Origin of the sequence: Nocardioides sp. SR21 (assembly GCF_022761125.1) — a bacterium.
Classification (GTDB): domain Bacteria; phylum Actinomycetota; class Actinomycetes; order Propionibacteriales; family Nocardioidaceae; genus Nocardioides.
This window is the reverse complement of sequence record NZ_JAKWJR010000008.1, coordinates 219,959-237,895: the sequence shown is the minus strand read 5'-3', so window position 1 is coordinate 237,895 and position 17,937 is coordinate 219,959. Positions and strand designations below refer to the sequence as shown.

Below are 17,937 nucleotides of genomic sequence, written 5' to 3'. Positions count from 1 at the left end.
GAAACCCGCCGACGTCAGGTCATCACGATCCACGTGCGACGGAACACGCGCCATCGTCTCCCGAACGATGTGACCGACCAGAGGCATGTGCTCCACGACCATGGCCTCAGCCGCGGCCGACAGGCAGTTCGTGCTCATGCGCCGGCGCTCCTCAGGCCGCCCGCGACGGGGCTGGGCGAGGGCCGAAGGAGGGCTGAGGTCCTCGGCGCGTGACCGCGGGTCAGGTCACGTGGAGGATGGGCCTCGAACCGGATTGCGGTCCCGAGGCGGCAACTGGTTTCCATGGAAGGCAACGTTATTCATGGCGCGGAATATATTCTAAATGATCTGCTGTGACCTGCTTCACATTGACTGAACGATCGCTCAGGTGCTAGGCGACTCCCGCTTGAACGCCCGCGCTGAGCGTGAATTACGGACGATGTGTCACCCGAGTGACACGTCGAGCCGACTAGGATCGTCCGAAAGTGTCCGATCTGTCGTCCCGAGGCAGGTCGCGATGCTCCCGACCGAGGAGCCGAACGTGGCGAACTATGCAGACTTCCAGCTCGGCCTCTACTTCGCCGGACTGGCCGGCGAGGTGCCGCCGTACCCCCTCACGTTCGCCGGCCTCGAAGCCGCGGCGGAGGCGAAGATGGAGCACCGGCTCTGGGACTACGTGGCCGGCGGTGCCGGCGACGAGCACACCCAGCGCGGGAACGTGGAGGCCTTCCAGCACTGGGGAATCCTGCCTCGGATGCTGTCCGGCGCCGCCGAGCGCGACCTGTCGGTGGACCTGTTCGGGCACACCCTGCCGTCGCCGATCTTCATGGCCCCGATCGGGGTGCTGGGCGTGATGACCGAGGACGAGCACGGCGACCTCGCGGCCGCCGCCGCCTCGGCCGCCTCCGGCGTCCCGATGGTCGCCTCGACGCTCATGCAGGACCCGATGGAGGACGTCGCCGCCGCCCTCGGGGACACCCCGGGGTTCTTCCAGCTGTACACACCGAACGACCGCGAGCTCGCCGAGAGCTTCGTGCGACGGGCCGAGGCGGCGGGCTTCCGAGGCATCGTCGTCACCCTCGACACCTGGACCCTGGGGTACCGGCCGCGCGACCTGCAGCACGCGACGTTCCCTCAGCTGCGGGGTGGTTGTCTAGTCAACTACACCTCCGACCCGGTCTTCCGCGGGAGGCTCGCCGTGCCGCCGGAGGAGGATCCCGGAGCGGCTGCCCTCCAGTGGGCCATGACCTTCGGCAACCCGACCCTCACGTGGGACGACCTGGCCTGGCTGCGCGACCTGACCGACCTCCCGCTGCTGCTCAAGGGCATCTGTCACCCCGACGACGTACGCCGGGCCAAGGACGCCGGGGTCGACGGCATCTATTGCTCCAACCACGGCGGTCGCCAGGCCGCGAGCGCGCCGGCTCTCGGCATGCTGCCCGCGGTCGTCGACGCGGCGGACGGCATGCCGGTGCTCTTCGACTCGGGCGTGCGCTCGGGCGCGGACGTCGTGAAGGCGCTGGCCCTCGGCGCGGCCGCCGTCGGCATCGGCCGCCCGTACGGGTACGGCGCGGTGCTCGGCGGGACCGCCGGCATCGAGTTCGTCCTGTCCTGCCTGCTCGCCGAGGCCGACCTGACGATGGCGCTCAACGGCTACCGCAGCATCGCGGACCTGACGCGCGACGTCCTGGTGCGCTGCTAGCCAGCAGCCCGGACCGCACCGATACGCTGTCCCGGCGGATCGAGAGGTCCTCCGGGCCCCTAGCTCAATTGGCAGAGCAGTGGACTTTTAATCCATGGGTTGTGGGTTCGAGTCCCACGGGGCCTACCTGGTCTACTCCACCTGGGCCGCATTGCCGGAACTGGATGCGTAGCGGGATCGGTTGCCCCTAGCCTCTCCGTCGTTGAACCGTCGGTGACCCGAGACGCCGGCGGTTCAATGCTATTTCCGGGACGTTCCCCGGGACGATCCGCAGCCGCTGGACCAGACCACGGTGACGGCGGTCATAACGCGGGGTCGCTCCGCCCGTTAGCCGGGTCATGGGGAGCGCGACGCCGGAGGACGACCCCGCCGATCTCGGTCGAGGAGTGATCGAGGACCTGGCGCGAGCCGTCTTCCCCGCACGCGCGGACACGTCCCGGCAGCCGGATCCTGCCGAGCCCACGCCGTCTCCGGAGGACGGGGAGGCGGACGAGTCGGGGGGAGCGGGCGTGGCCGCCACGGCCACGCCCGTCCCGGACCCTCGCGACGCCCCCGCGCCCCCGGCGACCGACCTCGGGGTCGAGCCGGCCACCCGGCACGTGACCACCTTCCTGCTGGCGCTCTTCCATCGGCACGGGATGGCGCCTCGATGGGTGGAGCCGGAGGAGCTCATGCGGGTGCTGCCCGCCTAGCGGTCCGAGGTGACGTACCGCCCGCGCTCGGACCGGTGTCGATCCAGTACCGCCGCTTGCCGTTCCGGGTGTCCTCGTAGACGCCGCCCGCCCGCTCGATCACCGCGCGCGACCCGTCGTTGTCGTCGTCACAGGTGACCAGGGCCCGGTCGATGCCCAGCTCGGCGGCCTCCGCGACCGCGAGCCGCAGCGCCCGGGACGCGTGGCCCTCGCGCCGGCGCGAGGGACGTACGGCGTACCCGATGTGACCGCCCTCCTCGAGCAGCCAGGCGGTCAGCGAGTGCCGCAGCGCGAGGTAGCCGACGAACTCGCCGTCATCGGTGATCCAGAAGTACGTGCAGTGCACCCGGCCCTCGGGCGGCGCCACGGCGGGGTCGGCCTGGGCGAGCAGGTGCGCGACCACCGCCGGGGCGCCGTCCTCGCTGGTGTCGAGCACCTCGAAGTCCCACACGCCCGAGCCGTGCATGAAGTCCTCGGCGGCGGCGAACTCGGCGACCGCCTCCTCCCAGGAGGCACGGAACCGGAGATCGGGGCGGTCGAGACTGGTCATGCCGCATTCCAACAAATGGAACGTGTTCTAGCATCTGGTTTTGTGGCTGGCTACGTGCACGACGACATCACGCCCGAGGAGCTGGAGCGGCAGCAGGCGCTCTACGCCCCCTTCACCCAGGCGGTGCGCGAGCTCGTCGACGCGACGATCCGGACCGAGGTCGACGAGGACGAGATCCGGGCCGTGCAGGCCGAGGTCGAGGCCCTCACCGGTCGGCTGCGGGCCAGCCAGCTCGACGGACCGTACGGCGTCCGCTTCGGCCCCACCGGGCGCGGCCGGCCGTGGGGCAACACCGTGGTCGGCCTGCGCAACCCCGTCGCTCCCCCGCTCGTCGTCGAGAAGCAGCCGACCGGCGACTGCTGGTCGGACTTCCACCTCGGGGCGGCGTACGAAGGCCCGCCGGGGCTGGTCCACGGCGGCGTCTCGGCGCTGATCCTGGACCAGATGCTCGGCGAGGCCGCCGGTGCGGGCGGGAAGCCCGGCATGACCGGCACGCTGACGCTGCGCTACCGGCGCGGGACGCCGCTCGGCGACCTGCGCGCCGAGGCGTGGATCGACCGCAGCGAAGGCATCAAGACGTGGGCCAAGGGCCACATCAAGGACGCCGAGGGCGTGACCGTCGAGGCCGAGGGGATCTTCATCCTGCCCAAGTGGGCCCGCCCGGAGAGCCAGGAGGGCCCGACGCCGCGCTACTTCGAGTAGCTCACGACGCCGCGACCTTCTCGGTCGTCCTGCCGCGCTCGCCGGCGTCGGTGAGGCGGGCCTCCTCCTCGGCCTGGGCCTCGAGCTCGGCCCGCCGCGTGGTCTCCAGCATGGCCCGCGCCGCGTCGTACGCGCCGGGGTCGGAGACCAGGTCGGTGGCGCCGCGCTTGAGCCGTCCCAGCGCCGACCGGGCGAAGACCTGCTGCTCGGTGGTGGTCCGCTCGGAGCGGCCGCGGCCGACGAACGAGACCGCCCAGTGGAGCAGCGCGGTGACCCGGCTCTTGAAGCCGGTGATGTAGATGAGGTGCAGCGCGAGCCACATCAGCCAGGCGATCACACCGGTGAGCCGGACGTTGCCGATCAGCGCGACCGCGCGGAACCGGCTGATGATCGCCATCGAGCCCTTGTCGAAGTACTTGAACGGGCCCTGCGACGGCTTGGACTTCAGCCGGTTGTCGATCTCCTTGGCGGCGTACTTCGCGCCCTGGATCGCGACCTGCGCGACGCCGGGGAGGTTGTCGAGCGAGATCATGTCGCCGACCACGAACACCTCGGGGTGACCGGGCAGCGTCAGGTCGGGGTTGACCGCGATCCGGCCGGCGCGGTCGAGAGGCGCGCCGGTCTGGTCCGACAGGGTGCGGCCGAGGGGGTTCGCCGCGACACCCGCGGCCCAGATCTTGGTGACGGAGTCGATCCGCTCGACCCGGCCGTCCTTGAACTTCATCTCGATGCCGCGCTCGTCGACGTCGGTCACCATCGCGCCGAGCACGACCTCGACGCCGAGCTTCTCGAGCTCGGCCTTGCTCTTCTCGCCGAGCTTCTTGCCGAACGGCGGCAGCACCTGCGGGGCCGCGTCGACCAGGATCACCCGAGCGTGCCGGGTGTTGATCGCGCGGAAGTCCTTCTTGAGGGTGCGGTGCGCGAGCTCGGCGATCTGACCCGCCATCTCCACACCGGTCGGGCCGGCGCCGACGACCACGAACGTCAGCAGGTGGTCGACGCTCTCGCCGCGCTGGGCGCCGAGCTCGGCCATCTCGAAGGCGCCGAAGATCCGGCCGCGCAGCTCGAGGGCGTCGTCGATGCTCTTCATGCCGGGGGCGAACTCGGCGAAGTGGTCGTTGCCGAAGTAGGACTGGCCCGCGCCGGCGGCGACGATCAGGGAGTCGTACGACGAGACGGTCTCGCGGCCGAGCACCTGCGAGGTGACGGTCCGGGCGTCGAGGTCGATCGCGGTGACCTCGCCGAGCAGCACCTGGGCGTTCGGCTGGCCACTGAGGATCTCGCGGGTCGGCGGGGCGATCTCGCCCTGCGACAGGATGCCGGTCGCGACCTGGTAGAGCAGCGGCTGGAACAGGTGGTGCGTCGTCTTGGCGACCACGGTGACGTCGACGTCGCTGCGGCGCAGCGCCTTGGTACCGAACAACCCTCCGAAGCCGGAGCCGATCACCACGACCTGGTGACGGTGAGACATGGGGAAACCGATCCTTTTGGGGAGACTCGTGGACGAACTGATGGGGCTATGGAGTGAACACGTCCGCCTGTACCCAATCTTCCCGCGACTGCGCCGTACGGCCCAATCGGGCAGGGTCACCTGCGTCACACCCGATCCGACGGTCCGGCCCCTGGTCTGGACCGCCCGACACGCCGAACTGGTCAAGGTTTCAGTCACCCTCCCCGGGGTAGAACGGGCCACAATGGCACAGCTGCTGCCAGTCGACGCCTGCCTCGTGGAGAACAAACCGTGCCGCTGAACAGGCCTGCCCTGTCTCTGGGCCCGGGTCCCCGCGGTGTGCAAGACGCACGCCGATGGGTGATGGCGACCTGCCACGACATCGGCCGCGACGACCTCGTCGAGTGCGCCGAGCTCGGCACCTCCGAGCTGGTCACGAACGCGCTCCTCCACGGCGCTCCCCCGCTGACCGTCCGGGTGCGCGGCACCCGCGAGCACCCGCGCGTCGAGGTCCGCGACGGCTCGCTGGACCTGCCCCACATGCCGACCGACGACGCCGGCGAGGACGACCTGCTGCTGACGTTCGGCCGCGGCCTGAGCATCGTCGCGCGCTGCTCGACGGCGTGGGGTGTCGAGGTCGAGGAGGACGGCAAGATCGTCTGGTTCAACCCGGCCCCCCAGAGCAGGGACAGCATGGCCGAGGGCGTCGTCACCGGGGTCGTCGCCCGAGGCGAGGCAGCACCTCCGTCGCCCGACGAGCTGCGCATCGACATCCTCGGCGTCCCGCTGCGGACGTTCGTGGAGTTCCAGCACCACTACCGCGAGCTGCGCCGCGAGGTCCGGCTGCTGGCGCTCGCCCACGAGGCGGAGTACCCCCTCGCCTCCGACCTCTCGCACCTGTTCGGATCGCTGGAGCGCGACCTGCGCGAGGGCATCGGCACCGAGCAGATCGAGCGTGCGCTGCAGTCCGGCGTGGAGACCACCGAGCTGCACGTGGCGATGCCGCGCCAGACCGCGGCGACCATCGGCCGGTTCATCGAGCTGCTCGACCTCGCTGACGCGTTCTGCCGCGAGGAGCGCCTGCTGTCGCTGGCACGCACCCCGGAGCAGCAGCGCTTCCAGGGCTGGTTCCTCAACGAGTTCGTGCGACAGGAGCGGGGTGAGCTGCCGCTGGCGTGGCAGGATGCGCCCGTGTCCGGGCGGCAGAGCAGCGTCTCGTGAACCCTGCGCCTGCGCCGCGGCTGGTCGCCGCGGTCGCGGTCGGTGGCGCGCTCGGCGCGCTGGCCCGCTGGGGCCTGGGCGAGGCCTTCCCCGCGGGGGCCGACGAGTTCCCGTGGGCGACGTTCGCGATCAACGTGCTCGGGTCGTTCGCGCTCGCGCTGCTCCCCGCCTTCGCGGTCGTCCGACGGTCGCGGACCGTCGCGGTCGCGCTGGGCCCCGGCGTGCTCGGCGGGTTCACCACGCTGTCGGCGTACTCCGAGCAGGCGCGGGCGCTGATCGACGCCGACCGGGTCGCCGTCGCCGGGATCTACCTCCTCGGCACGTTGGCCGCCTGCCTGCTCGCCGTGGCCGTCGCGTCCCGCCTGGCCGGTCCCGAGCCCGAGGGGGCCGTCGAGTGACGGCGCTGCTGGTCGCACTCGGTGCGGCCGTCGGGGCACCGCTGCGGTTCGTGGTCGCCACCCGGCTCGACGGCCGGCTGCCGTGGGGCACGCTCGCGGTGAACGTGGCCGGTTCGTTCCTCCTCGGCGCGCTCTCCGCGATGTCACTGACGTCGAGCGAGCTGGCGCTGCTCGGCGTCGGGTTCTGCGGCGGGTTCACGACGTACTCCGCGTTCAGCGTGCAGACCCACGGCCTCGGCCCGCGCCGGGGGACGGCGTACGCCGCCGCCACGATCGTGACGTCACTCGCCGCGTGTGCGGTCGGGTTCCACCTGGCGAGCTGACGGGGACTCGACACGCTCGACCACCGACGATCCGGTCCGCTGCGCGTCCCGGGTCAGGCGTAGCCGAGGTCGTGCAGGCGGTCGTCGTCGATGCCGAAGTGGTGCGCGACCTCGTGGACGACGGTGATCCGGACCTCGTCGACGAGCTCCTCGACCGACTCGCACATGTCGAGCAGGTTGTTGCGGAAGATGAAGATCCGGTCCGGCAGCTCCATCACCGGGTCGCCCCAGCGCTCGGTCAGCGCGATGCCGTCGTAGAGGCCGAGCAGGTCCGGGTCGTCCTCGGGGGCGTCGTCCTCGACGAGCACCACGACGTTGCGGACCAGCATCGCGAGCTCGTCCGGGATGTCGTCGAGGGCGCGGTCGACGAGCGCGTCGAAGTCCGCGGGTGACATCTCGATCGGCATGTCACTGATCCTTCACGGGGTCTGCCGGGCGTACTCCGCCGGCCCGAAGAAGACCAGCAGCGTGAGGTCCTCGACGACGTCGACGAACCGGTGCGGCTCGTTCGCGGGCACGAACGCGACGTCGCCGGGGCCGACGTCGACGGTGCGGTCCGGTGTCCACAGCCTCGCCCGGCCGCGCGTGACGACGTACACCTCGTCCTCGGTGTGGGGTTCCTGCTCGTCGATCCCGCCGGCGGGGATCGAGTAGGTGCCGACACTGAGGTCCGGGACGCGGTACTGCTCGACGTACGTCGGCTCGCTCACGGTGGCCGAGACACCGGCCAGCTCGATCAGGTGCATGCCTGCAGTCTGCCGGAAATGTGACAAGCCCCGGATCTCGCGATCCGGGGCTTGTGTCGGCGACCCCGACGGGACTCGAACCCGCGGCCTCCGCCGTGACAGGGCGGCGCGCTAACCAACTGCGCTACGGGGCCAGGTGCCTCACTGGTGAAGCGGTGGAACTCTAACCCACTCCTGCCGCCGTTTCCCAATCGGGGCGGAGCAGGTGGTGGACTCGCACCCCCAACCGGATTCGAACCGGCGCTACCGCCGTGAAAGGGCGGGGTCCTGGGCCGCTAGACGATGGGGGCAGGACGTGCGTGAGAAGCATAGGGTCGTCGCCGGGGCGGGTCCAAAGCGAGGCCATCCCGTTTTCGTGACGGCCGAACCTCTCCTGTAAGGTGTCCGTCGCTTGGGCAGGTAGCTCAGTTGGTACGAGCGTCCGCCTGAAAAGTGGAAGGTCGGCGGTTCGACCCCGCCCCTGCCCACAAGCACCAGAGGCCGCAGCGATCCGTCGCTGCGGCCTCTGTCGTTCGCTCAGGCGTCGCGCACGCAGCGGAAGCCGAGATGGCCCGTGCTGCTGGCGGACGCCTGACCCTGCCGTGCCGTCGGGCGGTAGCGCCGGCAGTACTCCGGCGCGCACAGGTAGGAGCCACCCTTGGTGACCGAGCGGGGCTCGGCCACCTCCGTCACCACCTCCGTCGCCGCCGCGGGGGCGGACGGCGCGCAGCAGCTGCTCACCGCCGCGGCCGGCTCGCCGAGGCCGACGGCGTGGTCCTCGGTCCACACCGACGAGGTCCACTCCCACACGTTGCCGATCATGTCGACCAGACCGTGGCCGTTGGGCGGATAGGACCCGACCGGACTCGTCGAGGCACCCCGGCGGTCCTCGTGGCGCCACGGGAACTCGCCGCGGTAGGTGTTGGCCATCGGCCGTCCGTGGCGCTCGAGCTCGGGGCCCCACGGGAACGTGGTCGACGCACCGCCGCGCGCGGCGTGCTCCCACTCCGGCTCGGTGGGCAGCCGCTTGCCGGCCCACGCGGCGTACGCCGCGGCGTCCGCGCGGGAGACGTGGACGACCGGATGGCGCTCGCGCCCGTCGAGCGTCGTGCCCGGACCGCCCGGGTGGCGCCAGTCGGCTCCCGGGACCCAGGCCCACCACCGGCGCCAGTCGTCGAGCGGCACCGGGCCGACGGGTGGCGCGAACACGAGTGACCCCGGCTGGACGTCCTCAGGCCGTTCGCCCGGGACCCGATCGGGCAGCAGCTCGGCGAAGGTCACGTGGCCGGTGTCGGCGACGAACCGGCGGAACTCGGCGTTGGTCACGGGGTGCTCGTCGACCCACAGGTCGCGCACGACCACCGAGCGGACGGGGGCCTCCTCGGGGTAGTGCTCGGCACTGCCGATCGTGGTGGGCCCCCCGGTCACCAGCACCTGGGGCGCCGTCCTGGTCGGTGTGCTCGTCCTGCTCGCGCCCATCTGCTCAGCGCCTCCCATCGGTCGCGTTGCGGCTCCGGCGAGCTCAAACACTAGTGTTTGGCTAGACCTTGTCCAAAAAGGGGACGGGAGCCGGAAGGGCCTCGCTGCGACGCCTACGATCAGGAGTAATCCAATCGACTTACATGCCTAGGAGTCTCCATGACGGACCAGACGTCACCGCCTCGCGTCGGCGGCCTGCGCCGCCGCACCCTGGCCGGCGCTGCGGTCGGCGCGCTCGGCGCCAGCGCCGCGGCCGCGGGCACCGCCCGAGCGAGCGACTCGACGTACGCCGAGCAACCGTTCCGCGCGGTCGCGCGCGGTGGCCGGGTCCCGCGCCCCAACATCCTGGTGATCATCGCCGACGACCTGGGCGCGGCCGACCTCTCGGTCTACGGCTCACCGGAGATCAAGACCCCGAACCTCGACAAGCTGGCCAAGTCGGGGGTCCGGTTCACCCAGAGCTACTCCGCGGGCGCGGTGTGCTCGCCCACCCGCTTCGCGCTGTACACCGGCCGCCACCCCGGCCGCACCGCCGGCGGGCTGCAGGAGCCGATCGGCGCGCCGTCAGCGACCGCCGGGATCCCGGGCGAGCACCCGACCCTGGGCTCGTTGCTGCGTGACGCGGGCTACTCGACGTCCATGGTCGGCAAGTGGCACGGCGGGTTCCTGCCGTGGTTCTCACCGCTCAAGTCGGGGTGGGACTACTTCTTCGGCAACTACTCCGGCGGCCTCGACTACTTCAGCAAGTACTACGCCAAGGACGGCTACGACCTCTGGGAGGGCGAGGAGCAGGTCCAGGACCCGCGCTACTACACCGACATCATCACCGAGAAGGCGATCGAGGTCGTCCGGCGCAACGCCCGGCAGAACCAGCCGTGGCTGTTCAACCTCAACTTCACCTCGCCGCACTGGCCGTGGGAGGGCCGCGGCGACAAGAAGGTCAGCGACGAGCTGACCGCGCGGCTGCAGGCGGGAGAGCAGCGGGTGCTGTTCCACACCGACGGTGGTTCGCTGGACAAGTACCGCGAGATGGTCGAGGACCTCGACCGCTCGATCGGCAAGGTGCTCGCCGAGCTCAAGCGCACCGGCCAGGACCGGGACACCATCGTGCTGTTCAAGAGCGACAACGGCGGCGAGCGGTTCTCCTACAACTGGCCCTTCACCGGCGAGAAGGGCAGCCTCAACGAGGGTGGCATCCGGATCCCGACGATCCTGTCGTGGCCCGGCCAGCTCGGCGGCAAGCAGGTCGACGACACGCCCGTCTACACCACGGACTGGACCGCCACGTTCCTCGAGCTGGCCCGGGTCAACCCCGACCCTGCGTACCCGCTCGACGGCACCAGCCTGGTCCCGCACCTGTTCAAGGGACGCAAGGTGCCCGAGCGCGACCTGTTCTGGCGCACCCGCAGCGGTCGTGCCCTGCGGCGCGGCGACCTCAAGTACGCACGGATCGACAACGTCGACCGCCTCTACGACCTCCGGGCCGACGTGCGCGAGCAGGCCGACCTGGCGAAGAAGCGGCCCGACGACCTGGCCGAGCTGCGCGCGGCTTGGGAAGCGGTCGACGCGACCCTGCTGTCCTATCCCGCCTGACACCCGTTCCCGCCTGACACCGTCCGCCAGAGGCCGCAGCGATCCGTCGCTGCGGTCTCTGCCGTTCGCTCAGGCGGTCTGCTCGCGCGGCACCTCGAGCGGGGGTACGCCGCCGAGGCCTCGGTGGTAGCGGACCCCGGCGTACCCGTCGAGGACGGCGTAGAGCGTCCGGCGCGCGACCCACGGGATCGGCTCGGAGCCCTCGCGCCAGGAGTCGCCGAACGCGATCCACGCCGGCACCCACTCGGCCGCGTCGTCCCACGCGCCGCGGCGGGCTGTGACCAGCTGGCGGCGCAGCTGGAACGCGCGGCGCGGGCCGTCCTCGCAGATCGGCGCGGTCGCGACCGGCCAGAGCCGCAGGTCGAGCGACATCAGGTGGACCTCGAGCGCGGGCAGGAGCACGGGATCGACCAGGACGGTCGCCACGTTCTCGTGCGGCTCACGGCGCATGGCCGCACGTTTCCCGCCGGAGGCCGGTCAGGTCAAGAGAAGGAGCGCAACAGGATCAGGATGCGGACGACCACCCAGCCGAGGTCCGGCGGCAGCGGACGTGCCGTGGCTCCGGTCAGCTCCGCGACCTCCGCGACGAGGCGGTCGGTCGCGCCCCGCGCGGGGGTGCACAGGTTGCCCTGCAGCGCCGCGCGGCCGGCGGCAGCGAACACGACGTACTCCTGGCCGATCTCCATCCCCTCCCAGCCGCACGACGCTCCGGACATCGCGGACTGCACCTCGACGGCAGACCCGACGCTGCCTGCGAGCACCTGGTGGACCTCGAACGTGAACGTGTTCGGGTCCATGCTCGACATCAGCTCGCGCTGCGGCGGTGGCGTGATCTCGTCGAGGGTGCCGACGAAGATCGCGTCCGCGGACTCCACGCTGTCGGCTGTCGAGGTCGGTGCGCACGAGCAGGCGTACGACGCGCTCGGGGTGATCGCGACGAGCGCGACCGCAGCGAGCGCGGCGGCGAGCAGCATCCGCAGGCGCATCATGCGAAGAATCCTAGGAACGTGACGAGTGCATCGGCGACGTACGGGATCTCCGGCCGCGGCGGCCCGGCCGCGGCGGCTACCTCGGCGACGTACGCCGGGTCCGCCTGCTGAGTCCCGGAGCAGAGGCCACTGACGAGGACGTCCTGGTCGTCCTGGTCGCGGGTCGCGAACACGACGTACTCCCGACCGACCTCCATGTTCTCGAGGCCGCACGAGGCACCGGACCATGCGGACTCCACGACCTCGAACGACGAGGCCCTCCCCTGGATGACGCGGCCGACCGAGAACGAGTACGACGTCGGGTCGAGGGAGGATCGGCGCTGGCCCGGCGTCGACTCCATCAGTGCCCCGACGAACACCACGTCGGCCCGGCCGAGCCGCTCCGGCACCGGCGCGGACGCGCAGTCGCACGCGTGCGAGACGACCGGCGTGACGAGGACCAGGCCGCAGGCCGCGAGCGCGCCCGCGAGCGCCAGCCGCAACGTCGTCATGTCCCTCCGACGCCCGCCTCTGTCGATCGGTTCCACCGGGGTAGTCCCTGACGTTTCGGGGGTCAGGAGGGCTCGCGAGGCCCGCGATCGTCAGGGACTACCCGAGATGACTCAGCGGCGGAACATCGGGAGGAACGCCGGCGCGACCACGCCGGTGGCGGAGTGGGCGGGTACGCCGGGCAGGTTGCGGCCGCCGTGGACGACACCACCGCCGGCGGCGTCGTACCGCAGCCAGGTCTCGGCCGCGCTCTGACCGAGGCCCGGCTCGGTCCAGTCGCAGACGCCGTCGGCGAAGATCGTCTCGAGCGCCGCCCACTCCTCGTCGGTGAACGGGACCAGGAGGCCGTCGAACATCGCCTTGTCCAGCGGCGTGAGGGCGCACGCGACGTTGTCGTTCGCGACCGGGCCGCCGGCCTCCTGCCGCGGCGTGGAGAGCCGGGTCTGCAGGACCTGCAGCTCCTCGACGTCGCACACGTCGGCGAGCTCGCCGACCACGCAGCGGTCGGTCACGGTCTCGGGCCGGTCGGTGACGACCTTCTCGGCCAGCGGGCGCGAGGAATCGTCGGCCTCGATCGCGGCGAGCCAGCTGTCCATCGCCGTCAGCGCCTGGTTGGCCCAGGTGACGTCGCCGATCAGCGGCACCGGGCCGAACCACATGACCCGGTTGTCGGTGTGGCCCTGGTCGGCCTGCAGCCGCTCCTGGGTCCAGAACGCGTGGGCGTAGTCGTGGGCGATCCCTGGGTCGGGGCCGCCGTGGTTGATCATCGCGACCTCGTCGAGGTGGTCGGCCTCGTTGATCAGCCCGGTGCGGTAGGCGCGGGCGATCGAGGCGGGGTCGCCGGCGATCCGCTCGGGGACTAGCCCGGAGTCGACGTCGAGGCCGCCGACCTTGGCGTTGAGGTCGACGAACTGCGCGGGCGTGATCGCACCGGCCTGCAGCGCGGACAGGCCGTAGAGCATCCCGGTGTTGGAGAACGGGATGCCGCCGAAGCCGTGCCCTGCTGCCTTCTCCTGCTCGCTCCACACCGACTCCGGCCGCGGCCCGAGCTGGTTGATCAGCAGGTCCAGGACCGAGCAGCGAACCCCGGTGGGGTTGGTCTCCGAGTCGTAGCGGGTGGTCGCGTCGCCGGCCACGGGGTCGGTGGTGCCGGGGCAGTCGTGCTCGGGGTTGAGCGCGGCCTTGAAGAGGCCCTCGTCGGCGACCACGGCGTTCAGGTGCGACAGATGCCCCTCGACCTGCGCCATCTGGGTCGGCAGCCAGACGACGCCGGGCCCCCAGCGCGACGGGTCCTCGAAGTAGAGCCGGAGCAGGTGGTAGTCGGCGAACTGCGCACCGGCGGTGAACGTGTCGGGGTACGAGCAGCTCGTGATCAGGCCCTGGTAGATCCCCGGGTACGCGTTCGCGACGGTGTGCTGGGCGATCGAGCCGCCGGAGCAGCCGGTGCCGATCGTGTACCGCAGCTCGCCGTACCGCTCGACGATCCGCTCCTTGGCCATCATCACCGACTCGGCGTTCAACGCGACGCTGCAGTTGTGGCCGGTGTTGTCGAGTGCCGTCGACAGCACCGCGAAGCCCAGCCCGAGCGCGGTGACGTAGCTGGGCGTGACACCCGGGACGCCCTCGAGCGTGCCGGAGTAGTCGGCGAGCGGCGGGTTGCCGGGCGCGTACGACGCACCGCAGCCGCCGCCGTGGGTGACCAGCAGCTTGTGGTTCCACTGCTCCTGCGGCGACCACGCCCTCCACGGCCGGCCGGGCTGGAACAGGGTGAGGATCGTGTACCGGTCGCGGTCCTGGAAGCCCTGCTCGCGCCGGACGACGAACGGCACCTCGACGCCCTCGTCGGTGGTCGTGGTCGCGACGTCCGACGGCGGGTCCAGCCGGTCGTACGGCTGCAGCTCGGTGGAGAGCGGGTTCGTCGAGCGATAGAGGAGGTCGTAGGTCGGTGCGGCGTCGCAGCCGTCGCAGACGTAGTGCTCGGTCTGCGGGCCGGAGAACACCGGACCGGCGTTCGGGTGGTTGACCACCACCGCGCGGTCGGCGCGGGCACCGGGAGCGGTCGCGCGCAGCACGGTGCGGCCGAGGTCGAGCCCGGTCACCAGCCCGAGGAAGCGGCCGTCGTCGCGCACCGCGAAGCGGCGGGTGACGTCGCGGCCGTCCGCGGTGACCCGGACCTGGCCGGCCCGGACGCCCTGGGGCAGCCGGACCGCGAGCAGCACGTCGCCGGCCGAGACCAGGTCGGCACGGTTGGAGAGGACCTCGATGGTGAGCCGCCCCGGCTTCGGTACGGCGCTGCCGGTGCCCGGCGCGGCGACGAGGAGCGGCGCCACCAGGGCGAGCAGGACGAGGGCGAATCGCGTGCGCATGCCGGGTCAACGACACACGGTCTCACCCGTCACGAGGTGCGAGGCGAATCGGCCCGGCTGCGCCATGATCGGACGTGGTGTGTCCTCAACGGGATGCGGAGTAGGAATAGAGGTATGACGGGAGTGTCGGAGGACGGCATGGACGACGCCGCGCTGGCGCTGCGCCTGCTGTCCGCCAACCCCGACGGCCTCTGGATCATCGACGACCAGGGCGTCACGACCTACGCCAACGAGAACATGGCCCGCTTCCTCGGGCTCGAGCGCAGCGCGATGGTCGGGATGCCGGTCTTCGACGTGCTCGACGAGCAGGGCCGCACGGACTTCAGCCGCCACCTGCCGACGATGCTCGAGACGGGGGCACCGCGCGACAACCTCGACGCCCACTTCGTACGCGCGGACGGTACGACGTTCTGGGGCCTGGTCAGCTACGTGCCGCTGCTCGACGACGCGGGCCGGCGTACCGGCTGGCTGCACCGGGTGACGCCGTACACCGATCGCAAGGAGCTGATGGACCAGCTCGCCGACGCGCAGCGGATCGCGAAGGTGGGCAGCTGGGACTGGGACGTCGCCGAGGGCACGGTGACCTGGTCGCAGGAGATGTACCGGATCATCGGCGTCGAGCCCGGCTCGCCCGTGAGCCCGGGGAGCTACCGCGAGCGGATCCATCCCGACGACCGGCTCAGCGTCGAGGAGTCGATCCGTGCGGTCGGCGACGGCGAGGAGTTCGTGTTCGACCACCGGGTGATGACGGTGGACGACTCGGTGCGCTGGGTGCGCGGGCACGGGCTCACCCATCGCGGGCCGGACGGCAAGATCGTCCGGATCAGCGGCACCGCCCAGGACGTGACCGACGTCGTCGCGGCCGAGCTGAACGCCGAGGAGACCAACCGGCGCCTGGGCCTGCTCCAGCAGATCGCGACCGTGGCCAACCGGGCGGCGACGCTGCGCGACGCCGTGATCATCGCGAGTGACGGTGTCCCGCAGTTCGCCAGCTGGGTGCCGCTGGGAGCGGAGTTCTTCGACGCCACCCCGGAGCTCATCGACATCTCCGGCGCCGCCCCGGCCAGCTGGGACGCCGCGCTCGCGGAGAAGGCGCGAGAGACCGGCGAGATCGCGGTCCGGGCCGCGCCCGGCATGGAGTCGACCCACAGCGTCGTGGCCGTTCCCGTGGTGGTCGACCAGTCGGTCGTCGCCGTGGTCGAGCTGCTCGCGGACGAGGCGCCCCCGGACGAGAACGCCTACCAGCTGCTCAGCCAGATCTCGCACCAGCTCAGCGCCGTGGCCGAGCGCGAGCGTCGCGACATCGAGCTGGCCGAGGCCCGCGACGACGCGATGGAGGCCTCGCGGCTGAAGTCGGAGTTCCTCGCGACGATGAGCCACGAGATCCGGACGCCGATGAACGGCGTGATCGGGCTGACCGACCTGCTGCTGCGCACCCACCTCGACGACCACCAGCGCCGCCTGACCGAGAACCTCCAGGGCGCCGGGCTGACCCTGCTCAGCCTGATCAACGACATCCTCGACCTGTCGAAGATCGAGGCCGGCAAGCTCGAGCTGGAGGCCGTCGACTTCGACGTGCGCTCGGTGTTCGAGGTGGCGGCCTCGGTGTTCAGCGGGCCGGCGCACGAGAAGGGCCTCGAGCTCGTCGTCGCGTGCCACCCCGACGTACCCGTGCAGCTGAGCGGCGACCCCGGGCGGTTCGGCCAGATCATCACGAACCTCGGGTCCAACGCGGTGAAGTTCACCGACAGCGGCGAGGTGGTCGTGCAGGCCGCCGTGCAGGAGGTCACGCCGACCGAGGTCGTGCTCCGCGTGGACGTCTCCGACACCGGCGTCGGCGTCGAGCGCGGCTCGTGGGACCACCTCTTCGACGCGTTCACCCAGGCCGACCCGTCGACCACGCGACGCCACGGCGGGACCGGGCTCGGCCTGGCGATCTCCAAGCAGCTCGTCGAGGCGCTCGGCGGCGAGATCTGGCTGACCAGCGAGCCGGGACGCGGCAGCACGTTCTCGTTCACGGCCCGGTTCGGCATCGTCGCGGACGCCGGCGGGCGCGACCCGGACCCGGTGCACGACCTCGCCGGGCGACGCGTGCTGGTCGTCGACGACAACGCGACCAACCGGTTCATCCTGGAGGAGCAGCTCGCCGCCTGGCAGACCCGGCCGGTGTCGGTCGCCTCGGCCGGAGACGCGTTGGACGCGCTGCGCGAGGCCGCCGAGGCCGGGCACCCCTTCGACGCCGCGCTGCTCGACCAGGTCATGCCCGACACCGACGGCCTCGGGCTGGCCCGCCAGGTCCAGCAGGACCCGACGCTCGCCGGGGTGGCGATGGTGCTGCTGTCGTCCGAGCAGTCGATCACCCGGCGCGACGTCGACGCCGCGGGCATCCGGGCCTGGCTGAGCAAGCCGGTCCGCCACAACGAACTCCGCAACGCCCTCATGGCGGTCGTCGGCGCGCCCGCCGCCGTACCCGCCCCCGTCGAGGCGGACCGGCCGCGGCTCGGCGCACGGGTGCTGATCGTCGAGGACAACCCGGTCAACCAGCTGGTCGCGACCGGGCTGCTGGAGAACCTCGGCTGCCTCGTCGACGTCGCCTCCGACGGCATCGAGGGCGTCGAGCGGCTCACCGGGGCGCACGGGTACGCCGCGGTGCTGATGGACTGCCGGATGCCGCGGATGGACGGGTACGACGCGACCCGCGAGATCCGCCGGCTGGAGGCCGACGGCCCCCGGGTGCCGATCATCGCGATGACGGCGTCCGCGCTCGAGGGCGAGCGGGAGCGCTGCCTCGACGTCGGCATGGACGACTTCCTCACCAAGCCCGTCGACGCGGCCGCGCTGGAGCGGGTGATCCGGGAGTGGGTGCGGCCTGCGGGCGGGCCGGCGCAGGTGAAGGAGCGTCCGGTCCCCGGGCCGACCTCGAACGAGGACGGCGTGCTCGACCTCGAGCGGATCGAGATGCTCAGCTCGCTGGTCAAGGACGGCGTCAGCTTCTTCGAGCGGACCGTCGCCGCGTTCTCCTCCCAGGCCGGCCTGCAGCTCGAGTCGATCCGCGCCGCCATCGACGCCGGCGACGCCGGCGCGCTGCGGACCGCCGCCCACCAGCTCAAGGGCGCCGCGCTGAACCTCGGGCTCCCCCGGGTCTCCGCGGCCGCGCTGGACCTCGAGGAGCTCGGCATCTCCGGCAGCACCGAGGGTGCCGGGCCACTGCTGGCGGCGCTGACCGGCGACGTGGACCGAGCGATCGTCGCGCTGAACCGCGCGACCAGGAACCGCTGA

17 protein-coding genes and 4 tRNA genes are annotated in these 17,937 nt (G+C 71.6%); 10 read left to right on the top strand and 11 right to left on the bottom strand.

From position 1 onward, the window contains the following. The first annotated feature begins 520 nt into the window (after positions 1–520). The 3 genes from MJ604_RS17090 (at position 521) to MJ604_RS17080 (ending at position 2,373) form a co-directional block, all read left to right on the top strand. The gene (locus MJ604_RS17090) at positions 521–1,681 is read left to right on the top strand and encodes an alpha-hydroxy-acid oxidizing protein (RefSeq protein WP_243059706.1); all 1,161 of its coding nucleotides are present in this window, start codon (positions 521–523) and stop codon (positions 1,679–1,681) included. Positions 1,682–1,734: 53 nt separating this feature from the next. Next, positions 1,735–1,807, top strand: a tRNA-Lys gene (locus MJ604_RS17085). A 260-nt stretch (positions 1,808–2,067) separates the two neighbouring features. Further along, positions 2,068–2,373 carry a hypothetical protein gene (locus MJ604_RS17080; RefSeq protein WP_243059705.1) on the top strand — a complete coding sequence of 102 codons (306 nt, stop codon included), beginning with the start codon at positions 2,068–2,070 and terminating at the stop codon, positions 2,371–2,373. On the opposite strand, the gene MJ604_RS17075 is transcribed toward MJ604_RS17080, so the two are convergent. Then, positions 2,351–2,923 carry a GNAT family N-acetyltransferase gene (locus MJ604_RS17075; protein ID WP_243059704.1) on the bottom strand — a complete coding sequence of 191 codons (573 nt, stop codon included), beginning with the start codon at positions 2,921–2,923 and terminating at the stop codon, positions 2,351–2,353. The two genes, MJ604_RS17080 and MJ604_RS17075, sit on opposite strands and share 23 nt — an antisense overlap. A 42-nt stretch (positions 2,924–2,965) precedes the next feature. Between MJ604_RS17075 and MJ604_RS17070 the strand changes: the two genes are divergently transcribed. Continuing rightward, positions 2,966–3,625, top strand: a complete 660-nt coding sequence (locus tag MJ604_RS17070; RefSeq protein ID WP_243059703.1) for a PaaI family thioesterase — start codon at positions 2,966–2,968, stop codon at positions 3,623–3,625. 1 nt (position 3,626) lies between these two features. Here MJ604_RS17070 and MJ604_RS17065 read toward each other — a convergent pair whose 3' ends face one another. Then, a complete protein-coding gene (locus MJ604_RS17065; RefSeq protein WP_243059702.1) occupies positions 3,627–5,096 on the bottom strand; it encodes an NAD(P)/FAD-dependent oxidoreductase in 1,470 nt (489 codons plus the stop codon). A gap of 342 nt (positions 5,097–5,438) precedes the next feature. On the opposite strand from MJ604_RS17065, the gene MJ604_RS17060 reads away from it, so the two are divergent. Genes MJ604_RS17060 through MJ604_RS17050 form a run of 3 tightly spaced genes read left to right on the top strand, consistent with a single transcriptional unit; the run spans position 5,439 to position 7,017 of the window. Further along, positions 5,439–6,296 (top strand): ATP-binding protein, encoded by an 858-nt coding sequence (locus MJ604_RS17060; protein WP_243059701.1) that lies wholly within the window; start codon positions 5,439–5,441, stop codon positions 6,294–6,296. After that, complete coding sequence (locus tag MJ604_RS17055) at positions 6,293–6,694, top strand: CrcB family protein (protein WP_243059700.1); 402 nt, start codon at positions 6,293–6,295, stop codon at positions 6,692–6,694. Before MJ604_RS17060 ends, MJ604_RS17055 begins: the two co-directional genes overlap by 4 nt. Beyond that, a complete protein-coding gene (locus tag MJ604_RS17050) occupies positions 6,691–7,017 on the top strand; it encodes a CrcB family protein (protein ID WP_243059699.1) in 327 nt (108 codons plus the stop codon). Before MJ604_RS17055 ends, MJ604_RS17050 begins: the two co-directional genes overlap by 4 nt. A gap of 53 nt (positions 7,018–7,070) precedes the next feature. Here the strand turns inward: MJ604_RS17050 and MJ604_RS17045 are convergent, their stop codons facing one another. From MJ604_RS17045 to MJ604_RS17030, 4 genes are all read right to left on the bottom strand, one after another. Further along, positions 7,071–7,424, bottom strand: coding sequence for a metallopeptidase family protein (locus MJ604_RS17045; RefSeq protein ID WP_243059698.1), 354 nt, complete (start codon positions 7,422–7,424; stop codon positions 7,071–7,073). Between the two features lie 12 nt (positions 7,425–7,436). After that, entirely contained in the window at positions 7,437–7,763 is a 327-nt protein-coding gene (locus MJ604_RS17040) for a cupin domain-containing protein (RefSeq protein ID WP_243059697.1), read from the bottom strand. A gap of 60 nt (positions 7,764–7,823) precedes the next feature. Next, positions 7,824–7,897 (bottom strand) — tRNA-Asp (locus tag MJ604_RS17035). 83 nt (positions 7,898–7,980) lie between these two features. Beyond that, positions 7,981–8,053, bottom strand: a tRNA-Glu gene (locus MJ604_RS17030). 103 nt (positions 8,054–8,156) lie between these two features. Here MJ604_RS17030 and MJ604_RS17025 point away from each other — a divergent pair. Then, positions 8,157–8,230 (top strand) — tRNA-Phe (locus MJ604_RS17025). Between the two features lie 49 nt (positions 8,231–8,279). Here the strand turns inward: MJ604_RS17025 and MJ604_RS17020 are convergent. Next, on the bottom strand, positions 8,280–9,170 hold the full coding sequence (locus MJ604_RS17020; RefSeq protein WP_243059696.1) for an SUMF1/EgtB/PvdO family nonheme iron enzyme: 891 nt from the start codon (positions 9,168–9,170) through the stop codon (positions 8,280–8,282). A 210-nt stretch (positions 9,171–9,380) separates the two neighbouring features. Here MJ604_RS17020 and MJ604_RS17015 point away from each other — a divergent pair, with 210 nt between their 5' ends. After that, positions 9,381–10,814, top strand: a complete 1,434-nt coding sequence (locus tag MJ604_RS17015) for a sulfatase-like hydrolase/transferase (protein WP_243059695.1) — start codon at positions 9,381–9,383, stop codon at positions 10,812–10,814. Between the two features lie 69 nt (positions 10,815–10,883). Here MJ604_RS17015 and MJ604_RS17010 read toward each other — a convergent pair whose 3' ends face one another. From MJ604_RS17010 to MJ604_RS16995, 4 genes are all read right to left on the bottom strand, one after another. After that, positions 10,884–11,264 carry a hypothetical protein gene (locus tag MJ604_RS17010; RefSeq protein ID WP_243059694.1) on the bottom strand — a complete coding sequence of 127 codons (381 nt, stop codon included), beginning with the start codon at positions 11,262–11,264 and terminating at the stop codon, positions 10,884–10,886. A gap of 32 nt (positions 11,265–11,296) precedes the next feature. Beyond that, entirely contained in the window at positions 11,297–11,803 is a 507-nt protein-coding gene (locus MJ604_RS17005) for a hypothetical protein (protein ID WP_243059693.1), read from the bottom strand. Further along, positions 11,800–12,294: a hypothetical protein gene (locus MJ604_RS17000; protein WP_243059692.1), complete on the bottom strand. Its 495-nt coding sequence runs from the start codon at positions 12,292–12,294 to the stop codon at positions 11,800–11,802. Before MJ604_RS17000 ends, MJ604_RS17005 begins: the two co-directional genes overlap by 4 nt. Positions 12,295–12,405: 111 nt before the next feature. Further along, positions 12,406–14,658, bottom strand: a complete 2,253-nt coding sequence (locus MJ604_RS16995; protein ID WP_243059691.1) for a DUF6351 family protein — start codon at positions 14,656–14,658, stop codon at positions 12,406–12,408. 114 nt (positions 14,659–14,772) lie between these two features. On the opposite strand from MJ604_RS16995, the gene MJ604_RS16990 reads away from it, so the two are divergent. Then, positions 14,773–17,937, top strand: coding sequence for a response regulator (locus tag MJ604_RS16990; protein WP_243059690.1), 3,165 nt, complete (start codon positions 14,773–14,775; stop codon positions 17,935–17,937).